This is a genomic window from Microcoleus sp. Pol14D4 (assembly GCF_036701245.1).
Classification (GTDB): domain Bacteria; phylum Cyanobacteriota; class Cyanobacteriia; order Cyanobacteriales; family Microcoleaceae; genus Microcoleus.
Window position 1 is genome coordinate 33,790 of sequence record NZ_JAUBQM010000046.1, and the last position, 16,763, is coordinate 50,552.

Sequence of the window (16,763 nt, forward strand, 5' to 3'; positions counted from 1 at the left end):
AAACCTAAAAATATCATAATTTTTCTTGCCTTCAGCTTCCGCTGCCTTCTGCCTTAAAATCACTCCTCAATCGCTAAAAGAACAAATGACTTTCCGGCTGAATATTAATCTCCATCGGCACAGCTTGCGGGTCAGCCGAAAGAGCAAACATAATCGCATTGGCTGCAGTGTCGGTAGTCAGCATTTTTGACCTGTCTACCTTCAAACTCACATTATCCCAAAACGGAGAATCCACCCCGCCAAAATAGAATAGCGTAAACTTAATACCGTAGCGCCGCAGCTCATCTGCCATGCACTTGCTGAAACCAACTACCCCAAACTTTGAAGCGCAATAAGCCGTTCCCATCGCCATCGAATGCTTGCCCAAAATCCCGATGACATTGCAAATGTGGCCGGATTTGCGCTCTTTCATCACATTCGCCGCTGCTTGAGACGTGTAAAAACTGCCTTTTAAGTTCAAGTCAAGCATTGCATCTAAATCAGCCGGTTCTAACTTGTTCCACTGCTTGAGAATTCCGGCACCGGCGGCGTTTACGAGGGCATCAATGTGTCCGAAATGCCCCTCAGCTTTGTGCATCAGCGTCTCGACTTGCGGTAAATCGGTGATATCTGTGGGTACGCACAGTACCTCTGCTGTCGAAAGTTCGCTAGCTAAAGCGTCTAATTTACTGCTGTCTCTGGCGGCGAGCACTAGCGTCGCACCCGCATCGGCGAGTTTGCGGGCCACCGCTGAACCTATGCCACCAGTCGCACCCACCACAACCACAACTTTGTCCTGCATATCCCTTTACATTTCTTTACGTCCCGATTGTATGATAACTCAAGTTGCTAGTAATGGGGAGGTTGATATATTTTAATTTTTAATTAATGGAGGGAAACTTGCCAGCCTTTTTCGGCTTTTTTTAGCTGGAGAGAAGCGCAGGATTGCAAAAACTTAGTAAATTTTCTACCGAGATTAAAATCTTTAATTATTTGGGTAATTTGTTTGCCGTATTGTCGGTGAAATTCGCTGCCTACATTGGAGAGAAATACAGAATTGTCAGGAGAGTTGTCTGTTAAGTCACCAACTATTTTGACAAGAGCTCTTTCCAAGTCTTCCAGAGAATTAATATCTGTCAAAGTCGCAGGTGCTGCCTGGGGGTTATTGGTAATTTCTTGGCTAAGTATGGGCGGTGGGGGAGATAATCTTACTTCAAAAAGAGTGACATAAGTTTGAGAAGTTTCTGATGGTTTGTGGAGGACAAAATCGGTGGGATATTTGAGAAAGATATCCCTGGTTTTAGTACCGAGCAAATGATGAGCAACAACTTGATTGAGGACTAAGCCGTAATTTTCCCTAAATAAAGCTGAAACAGTAGAAACTTTGATCCACTGAGTTGAGGTGCGTTTTTGCTCTTTTTTGATTAATTCTTTGAGTTGAATAACTAATTGTTCTAGGGGTGTAATTTCCGGTATGGTTACAAGCGAATGGGTTTCCATTTGTCCGGTTTTGCTGTTTAAAACTATGATTTTATCTATTTGTTTGCGGACTTGAAATACGGTTAGTCCGTGGGCTTGCAGTGTATTGCTGAGGTGAGTGAGGGCGCGATCGGAAGAACAGACAAAAATCTCTTTAGCTGTGGGATAATGTACGAAAATCGATGCGCCGACTGTAGCCATTTTTAAGTCGGCGCTGTCTTTGCCGGGGGGGACGTGAATTAGTTGATAGCCGCGCTGGTGAAATTCGGCATCTTTTTTGCCCATGCTGCGCCAGTTGGCAAAGGCAACTTTGATTTGGATGGGATAGTGGCAAATTCCCTCTAGGAATTTTTCGGTTTCGATGGTGAGTTGCAAGTTTTCGACATCTAGCAGCAAGATAGCAATGCCGATTGGAAGCGAATTTGTTTGATGGGTGGTGGGAGTGGGAGGCTTTGACGAAACTGAGTTTTGTGATTTAGGCGGTGCTGTTTGAGATTGGGCTAGCTGCTGAATTTTGGCAGATAATTTGCTGAATTGAGGTGAATTAACGAATTCTGGAACCAGCAGAATTTGTAGGTATTTTTTCGCAGTCAGCAGCAGGGAATCTGTATCGGTGGCTACTGTGAAACTTTTTGTCAATTTTCCAATCAAAACTGACTGAAAATCAGGTTTGGCCCAGGGGGTTTTCCTGTATTTTTCAGTTATCCATTCGGGATGCTGTTCCTGAATGGTAATTAGGGTTTGAGCTATATAGCGACTGATGGCGCTGAATGCGAGAGATTCTTGAGTCGCCAGCAAGGGGGTTCGATCGGGCATGGCCCTCTACAATGCGGGATGCTGTTTCAATTTATCACACTTCTAGTTTCTCGCCGGGAGTCGGACGATCGCCCGCCAAATTAAACCGGCGGCAATTAATGCCAATCCTGTCAGCCAAATTTGCCTCTCCACCCAAAAAGCCAGAAACAGACAATTCCCCAAACCCACCCAAGCCACCCACTGCGGATAAAGCCTTTCGGCGGGGGAAAGTTGCAGCGCGGCGAGGTTGGTGATAGCGTAATATATCAAAACGCTAAAAGCACTGAACGACCAAGTGGTTTTGACATCACCGACGAGAATTAAAAGTGCGATCGTAACTTCGACAACCACCACAGCCACGTAGGGAGTTGTCCCCGAAGGATTCAGCCGCGCCAAGACTCTCGGCATATCCAAGCGCCGCCCCATCGCCAGCCAGATGCGCGACAGCCCTAAAATTAAGTTCAGCAAGACTCCCAACATAGCGGTAATTGCGCCGACGGCTAGCAGTTGAGAAACTCCTGGAATTCGGAAACTGCGGGCGATGACTTCCAAAGGTGCAGCCGTGCCCCCTGGTAAGGACAATTTATCGGGCCCCCCCGCGCCCGCGACAACTACTGCTACCCCCACGTAAAGCAGCATTGTCAGCACCAAAGTGAAAATTATGGCTTTGGGAATGGTTTCCCTGGGTTCCCGCACTTCCTCGCTCATTGTGGTGATGCGGGCGTAACCGCTATAAGCGACAAACATCAGGGCGGTGGCCTGGAAGATGGAGCCGATCGAGCTATTATTCTGTACGGTGGCCATTTCCCACCTTACCTCTGGCAAACCGACAGCAACAAACACCGCTAAGGATAAAAGTGTAACTGAGACTATGGCAGTATTGGCAATATTCGATCGCCTAATTCCCGTCAATACAATTAAAGTGAGAATGGCGAGGGCGACTAAAGCTGTTAGGATCGGGTAAGTGCGATCGGCTACACCAACTGCATTTAAAAAATACCCCGCAAAACCTAAAGCCGCAGTAGCCGCAGAAGCCGTTTTCGCCAACAGAAACATCCACCCGGCAGTGAAACCCAGCCAAGGATTGAGATATTTGTAGCCATACTCATAAGTACCGCCGCTAACAGGATGATTGGCCGCTAATTGAGCGCTGCTAAGGCCATTGCAAACAGGAACTAAAGCCGCAATACCTACAGCCAAAATCACTCCCTGCCCAGCAACTTTCGCAGCAATGCCGATACTCACAAATACTCCGGTACCGAGGATTGATCCCAGGCCCATGAGAGTTGCGCCGAAAACACCTAACTCTCGCTTCAGAAGTGGTAAAGACATATAGCCACAAATCGATGTGAAGAAAGAAATTCCCCCCAATGGTTTCAGCAATTAATAACGTCCACTGGAACCTTTAGAAACTTGGCGGTTGCCCTAACTATAGCAGGCAAGATGCCTGCTCCACAAAAATATTTGTCTAGTCTGTTGTGGAACAGGCATCTTGCCTGTTCTGAAAGAGGTTCAAGATGTAAGTATTAACCGAAACGGCCTTGAATGTAATCTCTCGTACTGGAATTGCCCGCAGAAGTAAAAATCTTACTTGTCGGTCCAAATTCCACCAGCCGGCCGATGCGACTTTCATCAGTATTAAAAAATGCAGTGTAATCAGAAACACGAGCTGCCTGCTGCATATTGTGCGTCACAATCACAACAGTTAGCTGCTGGCGCAGAGTCTGAAATAACTCCTCAATCTTCATCGTTGAAATCGGATCTAGAGCAGAACAAGGTTCATCCATTAGCAAAATTTTTGGCTTTACCGCCAAAGCGCGAGCAATACAAAGCCGCTGCTGCTGTCCCCCCGAAATCCCCTGAGCGGATTTCTTCAAATCGTCTTTGACTTCATTCCAAAGCGCCGCACTTTTAAGTGCAGATTCTACAATTTCATCTAATTCTGCTTTGCTTTTGCGACCAAAAATTCTCACCCCGTAAGCAATATTATCGTAGATGCTCAGCGGAAAAGGATTCGGTCTTTGAAACACCATCCCAATTTGGCGGCGCAAACTATTAATGTTTACTTTTGGGCTGTAAATATCCTGTCCAAAAAACTCTACTCTTCCTTTGATTTTAACTTTTCCCTCCAATTCACCAATCCGGTTGAGAGCTTTGAGAAACGTAGATTTGCCACAACCTGAAGGGCCAATAATAGCCGTAATTTGCGGGTGAGGGATATTCATTGATAAATTTTCTAATACTTTGTGAGTTCCGTAATAAAAACTCAAGTCCTGAATCCGCAGTGCTGGCATTGCATTGGTGTCTATTTCCGGGGTGGCATAGTCTAGGAATTGAGCTGTATAGTTTTCGGAGTTCAAGTTAGTTTTAGGTTTCATTATTTGCCTGTTATATTGTTAATATTTGACTGAGAGATGCACTTTAGTTATTGATTTATCGGTTTTGCAAGCGTTTCCGAGTTACTGTACGGGATGCGACGCTAGCAATCAAAACCATGCCCAAAAGGACCGAGGCAGCAGTCCACGCCAATTCGTTCTGCTCCTTGTAAGGAGAGCTGGCGTAGCTATATATTAATACCGACATAGAAGGAGTCGGGGTCAGCAGTGTTTCGGGAATTTCTTTTAGTTTTGACATAGTTTCTGCACCTATCGGAGACTGCATTATCTCGCCCAATTTATCAACTAAAGGAGGCCAAAATTGACTCGACAAAGCCGTTACAATCAGCGGGGCTGTTTCACCGGCTGCCCGCGAAGCAGCTAGTAAAATACCTGTGGTAATAGTTGGAAGTGCTGAGGGTACGATCGTGCGAAACATCGTTTGAAAGCGTCCCCCTCCCAAAGCAGCAGAAGCGAGGCGGTAAGAAGTAGGCACTAATTTTAATGCTTGTTCTGTTGTCAGAGCAACAACTGGAAGCATGATGATGCCGAGGGCAAAACCGCCTGCTAAGGATGAAAATGCTTTGGTGGTAACGACTATTAGGGCGTAGGAAAAGACGCCAACTACGATCGAGGGAACGCTGCTGAGAATGACGGTGATAAAGCGAATACTATTAGCCATCGCTTTGTTTTCTCTACCAAACTCAGACAAAAATATTCCCGTCATTACGCCGATTGGAACACTAAATAACGTAGCAATTCCTACCATTAAAGCTGTCCCAAGAATCGCATTTGCAAAGCCGTTGGGCTGGTCTTCAACTCCAACGGGTGCTGGTAGAGACACTAGCACTTCCCAGCTCAAATGTGTGAGTCCTTCTCCCAGGATTTTGTATAAGATAGCAAACAAAGGGAGCAGGGCAAGAGCTGTCAGAGCGAAAGCAATAACTGTCATTCCATGGCTGAAAAAAATTCTGGTCAACGACAGAGGGTTGTAGATTTCTGCATCCAGAATGCTGTCTGAATTTTGTACTTGATTCATTTTTAATTCTTAGCTCCTTTGACGCCAATTAACTGAACTAACAATACTGCGATCGCATTTACCAACAGAGTGATGACAAATAGAATTAGGGCTAAATACATCAAAGCGCCGATGTGCAGCGGTTCGAGAGCTTCCCGAAATTGACTTGCCAAAACAGCAGGAATTGAGTAGCTGGGAGCTAGCAGGGATTTGTTAATTTGAATCGAGTTGCCAATCACCATTGTGACGGCCATTGTTTCGCCTAAAGCGCGTCCCAAGGCCAAGATTGTAGCGCCTATAATTCCTGAACTAGCTGCTGGTAGTAACAGCTTAAATATTGTTTCCCAGCGGGTGGCACCGAGGGACATAGAAGCACTTCGCAAATCGACTGGAACTGACATCAATACATCGCGGCTGATGGCGGCTACGGTGGGCAGGATCATAATCGATAAAAGGATTCCAGCGGGCAGCATTCCGGGGCCTAAAGGTTCGCTGCTGAACAGGGGAAACCAACTGAAATTATCGAACAATGACTGCTGCAAGGGCAACAAAAAGGGAATCAAAACAAATATTCCCCAAAGGCCAACTATCACGCTGGGAATAGCCGAGATTAATTCAACCATGAATCCCAAGGGCGATCGCACCCAAACGGGTAAGAAGTTCTCGCTAGTAACTATAGCTACTGACAGCCCTAAAGGAAGTGCGATGATTATGCCGATCGCAGAACTAATTACAGTACCGTAAATAAACGGCAAAGCCCCAAACTGCAACTCGCCGATATCCCACTTGGGATTCCACAAAAAGGAGAGTCCAAATTTGCTAATAGCAGGCCAAGCATCTTTAAAAATTACCGCACTCATCCAAAACAACGTACCCGCTGTCGCTAGGGCAAAACCCCATACAAATAATGTAAATCCTGACTCCATCCATAAACCTTCACCAGTAGTATCTGTCAAATCTACTTCTGTGTTTATTTCTGCCGGTTGCCGAGTCTGTTTTTTCGATTTTTTTGAAAGATTGGTCATACCGGAATTATTGCGTAAAAAGTGAAATATTTGCTTGCAATAAGAGTAATTCTAATGCGCTGGCTGCACGCTGCACACCTGGTTGGTAAGGTACGCATTGCGTACCTTACACAGTAAATCTAGCGCACATTAACCCGATCATTTATGAGTTTTGAGTCCTACATTTAACTCATCAACTCATAAACCCGTGCGCTCGCCAAAATTAATTTCTGGCAACCACAGTCTGATTAACTGTTTGAACCACCTTTTGAGCTGTAGCTGAAGGAATTGTAGTATACTCTAGCTGTTTGTTGATACCTTGACCTGTAGTCATCACCCAATTAACCATCTTTTTAATAGCCTCTGCTTTCGCAGCAGGATACTGTTTGTAGATTAACAGCCAAGTCAAACCAACAATCGGATAACCGTCGTTAGGATTTCCTTCTACTAAGCGGAAATCTGCGGGGAATGTTTCCCCTGCTAAAGCTTTCTCTGCTTCAGCCAAACTAGGATCTACAAACCTACCAGCTTTATTTTGAAGAAATGCTGTTTGGAGATTGTTTTGCCGAGCATAAGTATCTTGAACGTAGCCGATCGCACCCGCTGTATTCTTCACCAAAGCAGCTACGCCGGGGTTTCCTTGACCGCTGACAGCGGTGTCTGGCCACTTCGGCTGAGCGGCAGCTTTGATGCTGCTGCCGATCGCCTGCAAGTGGTTAGCAAAAATAAAGGTTGTACCGCTGCTGTCTGCCCGTACAGCTACTCGAATCGCAGTATTTGGCAAGTTTTTAGCTTGTCCTGAAATTCCCGCTATTTTAGGATCGTTCCAGCGGGTAATTTTACCTTCAAATATGCCTTTCATCGCATCATTATTTAGCCTCAGATTGGTCACTCCGGGTAAGTTGTAGACAACTGCAACAGCGCCGCCAGCAGTCGGAACCGCCATGACACCGCGCTTTACTTCGGCTATTTGCGCTGCCGTCATCAGCGCGTCGCTGCCTGCGAAATCAACAGTGCCTGAAATTAATGCTTTGATACCAGCACCGCTGCCAGTTCCTTCGTAATTTACAGTAATTTGATTTGCACTTCTCATCTGAGAGAAGTAGCGATCGTAAAGAGGTTTGGGGAAAGTGGCTCCCGAACCGTTTAGTGTTACCGCAGCTACAGCGGAAGTAATCAACGAGAGCGAAAATGCTGCTACCGCTAGCGTAACTATAAAGGCACGTCGCCAGCCTTTAGTGAAGAAAACCATAACTCCTTGTCCTCAAATTAATAGCAGGCTTTGCAAATCTCCTCCATAGGATAGACTGAAACCCGCCAAGAAAGGGATAGCTTAGAATAAGCTTGTTTTAAATTTTGGTTAACAGTAGATTAAATAATAATAGAATAAGCTTTGTTTAAATTATGGTTAAGAGTATTGCAAATAAAAATTAGCTAAAGTCAATTTTTGATGAATCAGAGAAATACCAAGTCATAGATTAACGATAACAATAGAAATTTATTGAGCGATGCCCGATCGCCTCCACCCCGCACTCCATCCCCCGATCGCCGCATAATAGTAGGGACACTTAACATTTCTTTAACAACAATGGCAAGAGACTTGCGGGGATTCCTAAAACTACTCGAAGAACGGGGACAACTGCGCCGGATTAGCGCCTTAGTCGATTCCGACCTCGAAATTGCCGAAATTTCCAACCAAATGCTGCAAAAAGGCGGCCCTGGACTGCTGTTTGAAAACGTCAAAGGGGCAGATTTCCCCGTAGCGATTAACCTGTTGGGTACGGAAGAGCGCGTTTGCTGGGCGATGAACATGGAAAAGCCGATCGAACTAGAAGAGCTCGGCAAAAAACTGGGAATGCTGCAACAGCCAAAACCGCCGAAAAAGATTTCCCAAGCGATAGAATTCGGCAAAGTGCTGTTCGACGTAGTGAAAGCCAAACCCGGCCGCGACTTTTTCCCAGCTTGCCAGCAAGTGGTATTTGAGGGAGAAGGAGTGGATTTGAACAAAATCCCGATGATTCGCCCTTATGCGGGAGATGCGGGCAAAATTATCACCCTGGGTTTGGTAATTACCAAAGATTGCGAAACCGGCACGCCGAATGTGGGGGTTTATCGGTTGCAGTTGCAGTCAAAAAACACGATGACTGTACACTGGTTATCGGTGCGGGGCGGGGCGCGACACTTGCGGAAAGCGGCGCAGGCTGGTAAAAAGTTGGAAGTTGCGATCGCCCTTGGAGTCGATCCCCTGATTATTCTCGCCGCAGCAACGCCAATTCCTGTAGATTTATCGGAATGGTTATTTGCGGGACTTTACGGCGGTTCCGGCGTGCAATTGGCGAAGTGCAAAACCGTAGATTTGGAAGTACCGGCGGACTCGGAAATTGTGTTAGAAGGAACGATTACGCCGGGGGAAGTTCTGCCCGACGGGCCCTTCGGGGATCACATGGGTTATTACGGCGGCGTGGAAGATTCGCCGTTGGTGCGGTTCCACTGCATGACGCACCGCAAAGACCCGATTTATCTGACCACATTTAGCGGGCGGCCGCCGAAAGAAGAAGCAATGATGGCGATCGCGCTTAACCGTATTTATACCCCTATTTTGCGGCAGCAAGTATCGGAAATTGTCGATTTCTTCTTACCGATGGAAGCGCTGAGTTATAAAGCTGCAATTATCTCGATCGATAAAGCATATCCCGGTCAAGCACGGCGGGCTGCTTTAGCATTTTGGAGTGCATTACCGCAGTTTACTTACACTAAGTTTGTGATTGTTGTCGATAAAAGTATCAACATTCGCGACCCCCGTCAAGTAGTTTGGGCAATTAGTTCTAAAGTCGATCCAGTTCGGGATGTATTTATTCTTCCGAATACGCCTTTTGATACGTTAGATTTTGCCAGTGAAAAGATTGGTTTGGGAGGCAGAATGGGGATTGATGCTACTACGAAGATGCCGCCGGAAACCGATCACGAATGGGGGGAAGTTTTGGAGTCCGATCCGGATGTGGCGGCGATGGTAGAAAGGCGTTGGGCTGAGTATGGTTTGGCGGATTTGAATTTGGGAGAAGTCGATCCGAATTTGTTTGGATATGAGATGAAGTAGGGAAGGAACCGTAAAGGCGTAGAGGAGAAGGGGAGAGAGGATTTCTCCCTTTTTTTTGGGGAGTTTGATAAACTGGATTTACGCATTTTAAGGTAATCCTGTCATTCTGAGCGAAGCGAAGAATCTGGCTCGATGCTCCGTTGACAAGACTAACGCCAAAAATTAAAGAGGAGGAGGCATGAGTAAATTAATATGCACGTGATCACCCGCAAACGGCTGAATGAGTTTGCTAAACTTCATCCCGATACAACAAATGCCTTGGTTCAGTGGTACAAACTCGTCAAACAAAATGAATTTGCGACCTTCGTTGAACTCCGTGAACTATTTCCATCTGCCGATCGAGTAGGGAAATTGACTGTTTTCAACATTGGAGGGAATAAAGTTAGACTCATTGCTGCTATTCATTACAATCGGCACAAAGTCTACATTCGAGCTGTATTAACTCACTCAGAATACGATGAAGAAAGGTGGAAAGAATGATGCAAAGTCTTAATCTCGATCAAACAATTGGTGCTTGGTCATCCATTGCTAAAATGGTTTTTGTCCCTCACACCGAACAGGAATACGAGCGTTTAGTCGAACTACTAGATAGCCTTATCGATCGAGTGGGCGAGGATGAAAGTCATCCCCTGGCTTCGATGATGGACGTTATTGGTGTTTTAGTCGAAAACTATGAAGCTGAACATATTCCTGAATTAGAAGAGGTTCCATAACCCACTATTCCGCTTTGACCCACAAAGTGGCGGACTTGACATTTTCGCAGGCGACGAACAGCAAATCATTGTCTTTCCATCTGGAAACTGGAGTTTTGTAGATGAATCGATTCGCCAAAAATTTGAGTAAGAAATTGGTCACAATCGCTCTAACAGCAACAGCTACTCCGTCTCCCGAACTCGCTTAAGCATTGCTTGCGTTGTTCGATGCTGGGAAAGTTGCGAGTCTTGACCCGCTGACATCGCCTCCCGGAGACAATCAATGAAATTTCTCCTAACGGTTTGGCTGTTGGGATGATTCTCTCCCAATCGGTTAAACAAGATTTCTAATGCTCTCAGGTAAAGCGGTTCCGCCTCCGCGTAGCATCCTGTTGCACGGTATAGCGCTGCCAGATTGTTCAAACTCGTTGCCGTATGGGAATGGTCGGCTCCGAGCTGCTGCTCCAGGATGGCGAGCGATCGCACATAAAAGGGGTTCCGCCTCCGCGTAGCGTCCCATTGACTTGTACAGCCCTGCCAGACTGTTCAAACTACTTGCCGTATCGGGATGTTTTGCTCCTAGCTGCTGCTCGTAAATAGAGAGCGATCGCACTAACAAGGGTTCCGCCTCCGAGTAGCGTCTCATTGCACGGTATAGCTCTGCCAGATTGTTCAAACTCTGAGCAGTATGGGGATGGTCGGTTCCTAGCTGCTGCTCCCAGATGGCGAGCGATCGCACTAATAACGGTTCCGCCTCCGGGTACCGTCCCGTTGCATAGTACAAATTTGCCAGATTGTTCAAACTCATAGCCGTGTGGGGATGCTCGGCTCCGAGCTGCTGCTCTGTGATGGCGAGCGATCGTACGAACAAGGGTTCCGCCTCCGAGTAGCGTCTCATTGCACAGTATAGCTCTGCCAGATTGTTCAAAGTCGGAGCGGTATTGCGATGGTCGGCTCCGAGCTGCTGCTCGTAAATAGAGAGCGATCGCACTAATAACGGTTCCGCCTCCGCGTAGCGACCCATTGCATAGTACAGGGCTGCGAGATTGTTCAAACTCATAGCCGTCTGGGGATGGTCAACTCCGAACTGTTGCTCCCAGATCGAGAGCGATCGCACTAACAACGGTTCCGCCTCTGGGTAGCGTTCCATTGCACGGTATAGGTCTGCCAGATTGTTCAAACTCGTTGCCGTACCGGGATGGTCGGCTCCGCAGCGTTGCTGTGTCATCTGGAGGCAAGCTTTGAACCACTTCTCCGCCTCTACCCAAGAACTCTGTCCCTGAGCAACCCACCCTAACCTCGTGAAAGACCACACAGCATCACTATCTTTCAGCAAATGCGACCATTGCTCCGCCACAACCTCCACATGCGGCAGCGCCTCCTTCACCCGTTCCTGCACCTCCAGCGTCACCGGATACGAAATCGTCTTCGCCACCGCTGTCAGCGCCACCGCAAAACTTCTCCGCAAATCCTCAGCATCAGCCCGTCCCTGCAATTTCGCCCCAAAAAACTCCCGAATCAAAGCATGAAGTTGATAGCGTGGCTGCACCAGCTCAGATTGACCCGGATCTGACCTTTCATCCTCCACCAGCGACAGCAAACTCTGTTCCAGCAGTTCGTAATCCCGACAATCTTCCAACTCCTCCTCATCCCAATCCGGCAAACAGTCGGCTACCAACTCCCAAGGAATCGGAGCCAGGGCAAACACGCTCAGCAGACACCCCAGCGTCCGCGCCGGAAGTTTCAACTCCGCCCAACTCAACTCAAAGGCTGCTGCCACTCCGCGCCTAGCCGTCATCCCAGCTTCCGCCTCCTGCAATGCCCGCGCCTCCAATCGCTGACTCTGCAACCGTTTCAGCATTTCTGCCAAAGACAGCGCCCGCTTGCGTCGCAGATAGCGCCCCACCAGTTCGATGCCCAAAGGCAAATAATCCAACCACTGACAAAGCGCTTGAGCATCATCAAGCTGGGCATCAATCCGTCCCAGCCCGTTTCCCGGCAAATCCCCAGCCGTCAGCCGCAGCAAGTTTAGCGCCGCCTCTGGTTTCAACACTTTTAAAGGCAAACACCCCACAGGCGGCGGCACAATTTGTCGCGCTGTCAGCAACACTTTAAAGCGGGGATTTCTAGGCAGCAACCGCTGCACCGCGCGGTAATCGTTGACATCATCCAATACCAGCAGAGCATTGCCAGAGGTTTGTTTTGCCCACTCTTCGTAGCAAAACTGCAACCGTTCCTCCAGATTGTCGAGAGTATCCGGCGGCTGAATTCCCATTCGCAGCGCTTTCTGCAACACCTGCGGCGCTAAATCGATTTCCCGCACAAACAGCCACCAAATCCCGGCTGGATAGGTATTGCAGTCGCGGTGAAAAGTTGCATACTGCCATGCCAATTCTGTCTTGCCGATGCCGCCCATCCCCGACGCAGCGGCGATCGCAACGCGGCTCCCATCCTGCAACAATCCGTGCAATTGCTGCATCTCCTCATCCCGTCCGACAAAGTTTTTTGAACCGAGTTCCGAGGGAATATCGTATAGTTGGTAAAAACTTGTGAAACCTGGATTAGCTGTTTTTCGCTCCAGGTCTAGGACTTTTTTGCTAATACCTTAGCCCACTCCTGAAACGTTGGAAAATGTCGCTGTAAAAACTTCTCTGTATCCAACTCCACTTCATACGCAATTCCCACAAACGGTGGAATTGGTGACATCACGCCTTTAAGTTTCGCGGCCGCTGTTGCTTCCGGTTGGTTTAGCTTGTCCCGAATCTCCTGCAAAATCTGAACTACGTCATCGGGATACTGCCGCTGCACTTCAATTTGCCCAACTTCTTCGACAATCTCGGCAACAATAATCTCAGCCTCATGTTCGGGAATTTCTTCTGTTTTCGTTTGCCGATCGAGAACCTGCCAATACTCCTCTTCCTGCTCCCGAATTTCCTTGCGTAGCTCTCGGATTTGCTGTTTAATTCGGATCTTTTCTTCTTGCGGTGCTAAATTTAGAGCCTTCTGCTTGCCCACTAATTGGTCTTTCAGATCTTCCAAGTTCTCTTCCATGTCAGACAGACGATTAATTGGCATTAATATAACTCCGGCAGACTGAACAACTCCTGACTTTAGTCTACAGCCGCCAAATTCTAATATACGCAAGTATCGTGTAAAAAGTGCTAACGCAAGAGCCGTCGTTTACGCATAATCAGTTTACTGTTCCAAAATCTCGACTAAATCTTCGATCGCAATATCGAACGCACGGGCCATCTTGTCCAAAGCTGTGTAGTCAACGGTAGCCATGCCTTGAGAATTGGCATAGGTAATGATCGTGGTATATGGAATACCTGTTCTTTTGGATACTTCTGTCAGATTCCAACCCTTCTCTTGAGCAAATTCTCGAACTCGCAGCCTAATTCGTCCCATTCCCTCTTGACAACACTCGAGTATTCGAGTTTAATATAAAACATCATAAATAAGCGATCGCCCTCCGACCTGAGAAATCAAGGGCGAACGCCTTTCCTTTACCACCCACAAAAGTGGGCAGAACACATCTATGATACCAAAACAATCGACATATCGCGATCGACTTCAACCTTGGCATCTAATTCGCCACCTCCCCAACTGTCAGCGGTTAACAGTCGCCCGTTTCGCCCGCCGTCCCGATGCCGAATCTTACCTAAATGCACTGCGCCGCTTAATGCCCGCAGTCCCGCATACAATTGTTTTCGTAAATGCGGTGTCTGTCTTAGATGAAAATAGCGTTCCAATTGAAACACAATTGCCGATCAAAGTTTAACCGTTAACAAGTGCGATCGCCCTTCCACAAATAGGAATTATTCTATTTGGCAGGAAGTGCGATCGACCCTAATTTCCCCAAAAAAATGTTGCTAAACTATAAATAGACTTGAGTCAAGGAGTCACATCAATGCCATCTCCCTTTCCTGGTATGGACCCGTATTTAGAGCATCCCGAACTCTGGCCTGCCCTACATCACTTGTTAATTAGTGAAATTTTTAGATTTTTGTCTCCACAACTGCGTCCTAAGTATTTAGTCTCGTTGGAAGTGAGAATCTATGAAACCGCTGATGATGATTTGTCAATTGGCATTCCTGATGTAAACGTAATTCAGCCAAGAACTACAACCGAATTAATCACATCAAACGTAGCCGTTGCAGCGCTACCAACACAACCCTTGACAGTAAATATTCCCATGCCCTACCAGGTTCGGGAAGGCTATTTAGAAATTAGAGAAAGAGGAAACCAAGAACTAATCACCCTGATTGAAATCCTCTCGCCTAGCAATAAGCGCACAGGAAAAGGACGACAAATGTACGAGGAAAAGCGAGAAGAAATTTTAGGTAGCCGCACTCATTTAATTGAAATAGATTTATTGCGGCGCGGTCGAAAAATGCCAGTTATTGGCAATAATGTTGAAAGTCACTATAGCGTTTTGGTATGTCGGGGAAATCGCCGTCCCAGAGCCGATTTGTACGCTTTTAACGTGCAAAACGCGATGCCTGCCTTTCCTCTGCCGCTGCGATCGGGCGATACCGAACCTGTCATAAACTTGCAGGAATTATTCAATCAAATTTACGACATAGCAAGTTACGACCTGAAGATAGATTATCGCAACTGGGAAGTCATACCACCGCTGTCAGAAGCCGATACAATTTGGGCAGATGCTTGGTTGCGCGATCGAGGATTGCGAGATTAAATTGCCGTGCCGCCAAAATCTGGTTAAATACCCTATTTATTTCTTAGTCTGCGGAGGCAGAGTTCGTTTGACTTGCAGAGCGGTTTCCCTCGCAGAATGACTTAATTCTCAAATTGCTTGACAGCTAAACATCTTGGCTTTGCATCAACCGCTGCTTCAAACGCGCCGGATCTCCCCGATCGACCACTTGGCCCTTTTCCAACAAAAAAGCCCCATCACAATAATTCAACTCATCCAAACGGTGAGTCACCCACAAAGCCGTAATCCCGCGATTTTTCACCAACCGCTGCACCGCCGCCACCAAATCCAACTGAGAATCAGGATCTAACAAAGCCGTCGGTTCGTCCAACAGCAGAATTTCGCAGTGACGGGCGATCGCCCCAGCAAGAGCAATTCGCTGCTTCTGGCCCCCACTCAAAGCATAAATCGGCCGCCGCTGCAAATCCAGCAAATTCACAGCCTCCAAAGCCTCCGCCACCCTCTCCCGCACCTGAACGTTAGAAAGCTTTTCCTCCACCAAACCAAAAGCCACATCCGCACCGACAGTCGGCATCACCAGTTGGTGATCCGGGTTTTGGAACACAAAACCCACTCGCCCACCCAAGTCAATTTCCCCCGACTGGGGGTGCAGCAGCCCAGCCATCAGCCTCAACAGCGTAGACTTGCCGCTGCCGTTAGTACCCAAAAGCATCCAAAACTCGCCCTTGGGTACATCCAGAGAGCAACCTTGCAACACTCGATCGCCCGACGGCCAGCAAAAACCCAAATCCCGCACAGCAACGGCTGACTGGCTCATATCGGCACCAACACCCCCAGCCCTCATTCTGCAGCCGACATCGAGACAAAACCCGGAGATCTGCCTGTAGATGACGCCCCCGATTTCTGAGAAACCACCACCCCAGAAATCTCGCTGCTGACTACAGCCACCTTTTTCTCAGGATTTTTCTCGCAAGTTAGTTCCAAAACTTGCGGTTGGGAGTTGCGAATCGCCGCCAGTACCTGCTGGTAAACAGTCTCAGCGTCCTCCTCCAACTTCCGCTGCACCGACAGCGAGACGGGTGTATTTTTCACAATGATGTCAATGCTGAACATATAGTCTTAAAAACCTAAGTTTGGAGCTCTATCCTCAGTATATATATAGGACTTACCCACGGAAACCCAGTTTCTTAGAAAAATCCGAGGTTGAGGGCGATACATCTACCAAGCCACGGGGCTTCTGACGCAAAGCGCAGAGACTCCTATATAGTAGAAGTTCCCAAATGCAGGGCAAGGACTTCGGGGACTTCGAGGGCTTCGGGGACTTCGCACAAGTCAAAACTCAAGAGCCGAAAGTTTTTTAAGAAAAACTTGCTCTTGTAAAGAATTACCTCTATAATCGTCAATACGGTAAAGAAAAGTAAACTCTGTTCATAATCCAACTTGTTTTCTGGTAAGCAGAGGCAACGGTTGGAGACTAATGACTAGAGAAAGATCCGCTGTAATTATATCCATTTGGAGATTTGCGTAATGACAATCGCAGTCGGACGCGCCCAGACCGAAAGAGGCATCTTTGATGTACTCGACGACTGGCTCAAACGCGATCGCTTCGTCTTCGTAGGCTGGTCTGGCATCCTGCTATTCCCCTG

The 16,763-nt window shown here is 47.4% G+C and carries 18 protein-coding genes and 3 pseudogenes; 7 read left to right on the forward strand and 14 right to left on the reverse strand.

The features are described 5' to 3' along the window. Positions 1 to 73: 73 nt before the first annotated feature. The 7 genes from QUA33_RS17220 to pstS all read right to left on the reverse strand — a co-directional run bounded on the left by QUA33_RS17220 (position 74) and on the right by pstS (position 7,902). Positions 74 to 781 (reverse strand): SDR family oxidoreductase, encoded by a 708-nt coding sequence (locus QUA33_RS17220; protein ID WP_333149732.1) that lies wholly within the window; start codon positions 779 to 781, stop codon positions 74 to 76. Between the two features lie 83 nt (positions 782 to 864). After that, complete coding sequence (locus QUA33_RS17225) at positions 865 to 2,274, reverse strand: NYN domain-containing protein (protein WP_333149734.1); 1,410 nt, start codon at positions 2,272 to 2,274, stop codon at positions 865 to 867. A 42-nt stretch (positions 2,275 to 2,316) separates the two neighbouring features. After that, positions 2,317 to 3,585 (reverse strand): APC family permease, encoded by a 1,269-nt coding sequence (locus QUA33_RS17230; protein ID WP_333149736.1) that lies wholly within the window; start codon positions 3,583 to 3,585, stop codon positions 2,317 to 2,319. A 194-nt stretch (positions 3,586 to 3,779) separates the two neighbouring features. Beyond that, on the reverse strand, positions 3,780 to 4,631 hold the full coding sequence (gene pstB, locus QUA33_RS17235; protein WP_333149738.1) for a phosphate ABC transporter ATP-binding protein PstB: 852 nt from the start codon (positions 4,629 to 4,631) through the stop codon (positions 3,780 to 3,782). Positions 4,632 to 4,686: 55 nt separating this feature from the next. Then, positions 4,687 to 5,667 (reverse strand): phosphate ABC transporter permease PstA, encoded by a 981-nt coding sequence (gene pstA, locus QUA33_RS17240; RefSeq protein ID WP_333149740.1) that lies wholly within the window; start codon positions 5,665 to 5,667, stop codon positions 4,687 to 4,689. A 2-nt stretch (positions 5,668 to 5,669) separates the two neighbouring features. Further along, complete coding sequence (pstC, locus tag QUA33_RS17245) at positions 5,670 to 6,671, reverse strand: phosphate ABC transporter permease subunit PstC (protein ID WP_333149741.1); 1,002 nt, start codon at positions 6,669 to 6,671, stop codon at positions 5,670 to 5,672. Positions 6,672 to 6,873: 202 nt separating this feature from the next. Further along, positions 6,874 to 7,902, reverse strand: a complete 1,029-nt coding sequence (pstS, locus tag QUA33_RS17250; RefSeq protein WP_333149743.1) for a phosphate ABC transporter substrate-binding protein PstS — start codon at positions 7,900 to 7,902, stop codon at positions 6,874 to 6,876. A 336-nt stretch (positions 7,903 to 8,238) separates the two neighbouring features. On the opposite strand from pstS, the gene QUA33_RS17255 reads away from it, so the two are divergent. The 4 genes and pseudogenes from QUA33_RS17255 to QUA33_RS28275 all read left to right on the forward strand — a co-directional run. Next, positions 8,239 to 9,747 (forward strand): UbiD family decarboxylase, encoded by a 1,509-nt coding sequence (locus QUA33_RS17255; protein ID WP_333149758.1) that lies wholly within the window; start codon positions 8,239 to 8,241, stop codon positions 9,745 to 9,747. 192 nt (positions 9,748 to 9,939) lie between these two features. Further along, the gene (locus tag QUA33_RS17260; protein ID WP_333149745.1) at positions 9,940 to 10,227 is read left to right on the forward strand and encodes a type II toxin-antitoxin system HigB family toxin; all 288 of its coding nucleotides are present in this window, start codon (positions 9,940 to 9,942) and stop codon (positions 10,225 to 10,227) included. Next, complete coding sequence (locus QUA33_RS17265) at positions 10,224 to 10,460, forward strand: hypothetical protein (RefSeq protein WP_333102254.1); 237 nt, start codon at positions 10,224 to 10,226, stop codon at positions 10,458 to 10,460. The genes QUA33_RS17260 and QUA33_RS17265 overlap by 4 nt, the downstream gene beginning before the upstream one ends. 16 nt (positions 10,461 to 10,476) lie before the next feature. Continuing rightward, positions 10,477 to 10,590 (forward strand): annotated as a pseudogene (locus QUA33_RS28275) (hypothetical protein); the annotation flags it as partial. A gap of 32 nt (positions 10,591 to 10,622) precedes the next feature. On the opposite strand, the gene QUA33_RS17270 reads toward QUA33_RS28275, so the two are convergent. The 4 genes and pseudogenes from QUA33_RS17270 to QUA33_RS17285 form a co-directional block, all read right to left on the reverse strand. Beyond that, the gene (locus QUA33_RS17270) at positions 10,623 to 10,925 is read right to left on the reverse strand and encodes a tetratricopeptide repeat protein (RefSeq protein WP_333149746.1); all 303 of its coding nucleotides are present in this window, start codon (positions 10,923 to 10,925) and stop codon (positions 10,623 to 10,625) included. 34 nt (positions 10,926 to 10,959) lie between these two features. Further along, positions 10,960 to 12,918, reverse strand: a pseudogene (locus QUA33_RS17275) (tetratricopeptide repeat protein); the annotation flags it as partial. 104 nt (positions 12,919 to 13,022) lie between these two features. Next, on the reverse strand, positions 13,023 to 13,514 hold the full coding sequence (locus tag QUA33_RS17280; RefSeq protein ID WP_333149748.1) for a hypothetical protein: 492 nt from the start codon (positions 13,512 to 13,514) through the stop codon (positions 13,023 to 13,025). Positions 13,515 to 13,634: 120 nt separating this feature from the next. Continuing rightward, positions 13,635 to 13,847: a helix-turn-helix domain-containing protein gene (locus QUA33_RS17285; RefSeq protein ID WP_193974922.1), complete on the reverse strand. Its 213-nt coding sequence runs from the start codon at positions 13,845 to 13,847 to the stop codon at positions 13,635 to 13,637. 130 nt (positions 13,848 to 13,977) lie between these two features. Between QUA33_RS17285 and QUA33_RS17290 the strand changes: the two genes are divergently transcribed. Beyond that, positions 13,978 to 14,220, forward strand: coding sequence for a hypothetical protein (locus tag QUA33_RS17290; RefSeq protein ID WP_333149750.1), 243 nt, complete (start codon positions 13,978 to 13,980; stop codon positions 14,218 to 14,220). 129 nt (positions 14,221 to 14,349) lie between these two features. Further along, positions 14,350 to 15,138 carry a DUF4058 family protein gene (locus QUA33_RS17295; protein ID WP_333149752.1) on the forward strand — a complete coding sequence of 263 codons (789 nt, stop codon included), beginning with the start codon at positions 14,350 to 14,352 and terminating at the stop codon, positions 15,136 to 15,138. Between the two features lie 124 nt (positions 15,139 to 15,262). On the opposite strand, the gene QUA33_RS17300 is transcribed toward QUA33_RS17295, so the two are convergent. The 3 genes from QUA33_RS17300 to QUA33_RS17310 all read right to left on the reverse strand — a co-directional run bounded on the left by QUA33_RS17300 (position 15,263) and on the right by QUA33_RS17310 (position 16,556). Further along, positions 15,263 to 15,934 carry an energy-coupling factor ABC transporter ATP-binding protein gene (locus QUA33_RS17300; protein WP_281363590.1) on the reverse strand — a complete coding sequence of 224 codons (672 nt, stop codon included), beginning with the start codon at positions 15,932 to 15,934 and terminating at the stop codon, positions 15,263 to 15,265. A 23-nt stretch (positions 15,935 to 15,957) separates the two neighbouring features. After that, a complete protein-coding gene (locus QUA33_RS17305; RefSeq protein WP_333149754.1) occupies positions 15,958 to 16,230 on the reverse strand; it encodes a hypothetical protein in 273 nt (90 codons plus the stop codon). A gap of 146 nt (positions 16,231 to 16,376) precedes the next feature. After that, complete coding sequence (locus tag QUA33_RS17310; RefSeq protein WP_333149755.1) at positions 16,377 to 16,556, reverse strand: hypothetical protein; 180 nt, start codon at positions 16,554 to 16,556, stop codon at positions 16,377 to 16,379. A gap of 88 nt (positions 16,557 to 16,644) precedes the next feature. Here QUA33_RS17310 and QUA33_RS17315 point away from each other — a divergent pair. Continuing rightward, a pseudogene (locus tag QUA33_RS17315) lies at positions 16,645 to 16,763 on the forward strand (photosystem II D2 protein (photosystem q(a) protein)); the annotation flags it as partial.

Bases quoted from the DNA above. Each gene is read 5' to 3' on its own strand.
- QUA33_RS17220 (WP_333149732.1), bottom strand. From the start codon at position 781: ATGCAGGACAAAGTTGTGGTTGTGGTGGGTGCGACTGGTGGCATAGGT.
- QUA33_RS17225 (WP_333149734.1), bottom strand. From the start codon at position 2,274: ATGCCCGATCGAACCCCCTTGCTGGCGACTCAAGAATCTCTCGCATTC.
- QUA33_RS17230 (WP_333149736.1), bottom strand. From the start codon at position 3,585: ATGTCTTTACCACTTCTGAAGCGAGAGTTAGGTGTTTTCGGCGCAACT.
- pstB (WP_333149738.1), bottom strand. From the start codon at position 4,631: ATGAAACCTAAAACTAACTTGAACTCCGAAAACTATACAGCTCAATTC.
- pstA (WP_333149740.1), bottom strand. From the start codon at position 5,667: ATGAATCAAGTACAAAATTCAGACAGCATTCTGGATGCAGAAATCTAC.
- pstC (WP_333149741.1), bottom strand. From the start codon at position 6,671: ATGACCAATCTTTCAAAAAAATCGAAAAAACAGACTCGGCAACCGGCA.
- pstS (WP_333149743.1), bottom strand. From the start codon at position 7,902: ATGGTTTTCTTCACTAAAGGCTGGCGACGTGCCTTTATAGTTACGCTA.
- QUA33_RS17255 (WP_333149758.1), top strand. From the start codon at position 8,239: ATGGCAAGAGACTTGCGGGGATTCCTAAAACTACTCGAAGAACGGGGA.
- QUA33_RS17260 (WP_333149745.1), top strand. From the start codon at position 9,940: ATGCACGTGATCACCCGCAAACGGCTGAATGAGTTTGCTAAACTTCAT.
- QUA33_RS17265 (WP_333102254.1), top strand. From the start codon at position 10,224: ATGATGCAAAGTCTTAATCTCGATCAAACAATTGGTGCTTGGTCATCC.
- QUA33_RS17280 (WP_333149748.1), bottom strand. From the start codon at position 13,514: ATGCCAATTAATCGTCTGTCTGACATGGAAGAGAACTTGGAAGATCTG.
- QUA33_RS17285 (WP_193974922.1), bottom strand. From the start codon at position 13,847: ATGGGACGAATTAGGCTGCGAGTTCGAGAATTTGCTCAAGAGAAGGGT.
- QUA33_RS17290 (WP_333149750.1), top strand. From the start codon at position 13,978: ATGATACCAAAACAATCGACATATCGCGATCGACTTCAACCTTGGCAT.
- QUA33_RS17295 (WP_333149752.1), top strand. From the start codon at position 14,350: ATGCCATCTCCCTTTCCTGGTATGGACCCGTATTTAGAGCATCCCGAA.
- QUA33_RS17300 (WP_281363590.1), bottom strand. From the start codon at position 15,934: ATGAGCCAGTCAGCCGTTGCTGTGCGGGATTTGGGTTTTTGCTGGCCG.
- QUA33_RS17305 (WP_333149754.1), bottom strand. From the start codon at position 16,230: ATGTTCAGCATTGACATCATTGTGAAAAATACACCCGTCTCGCTGTCG.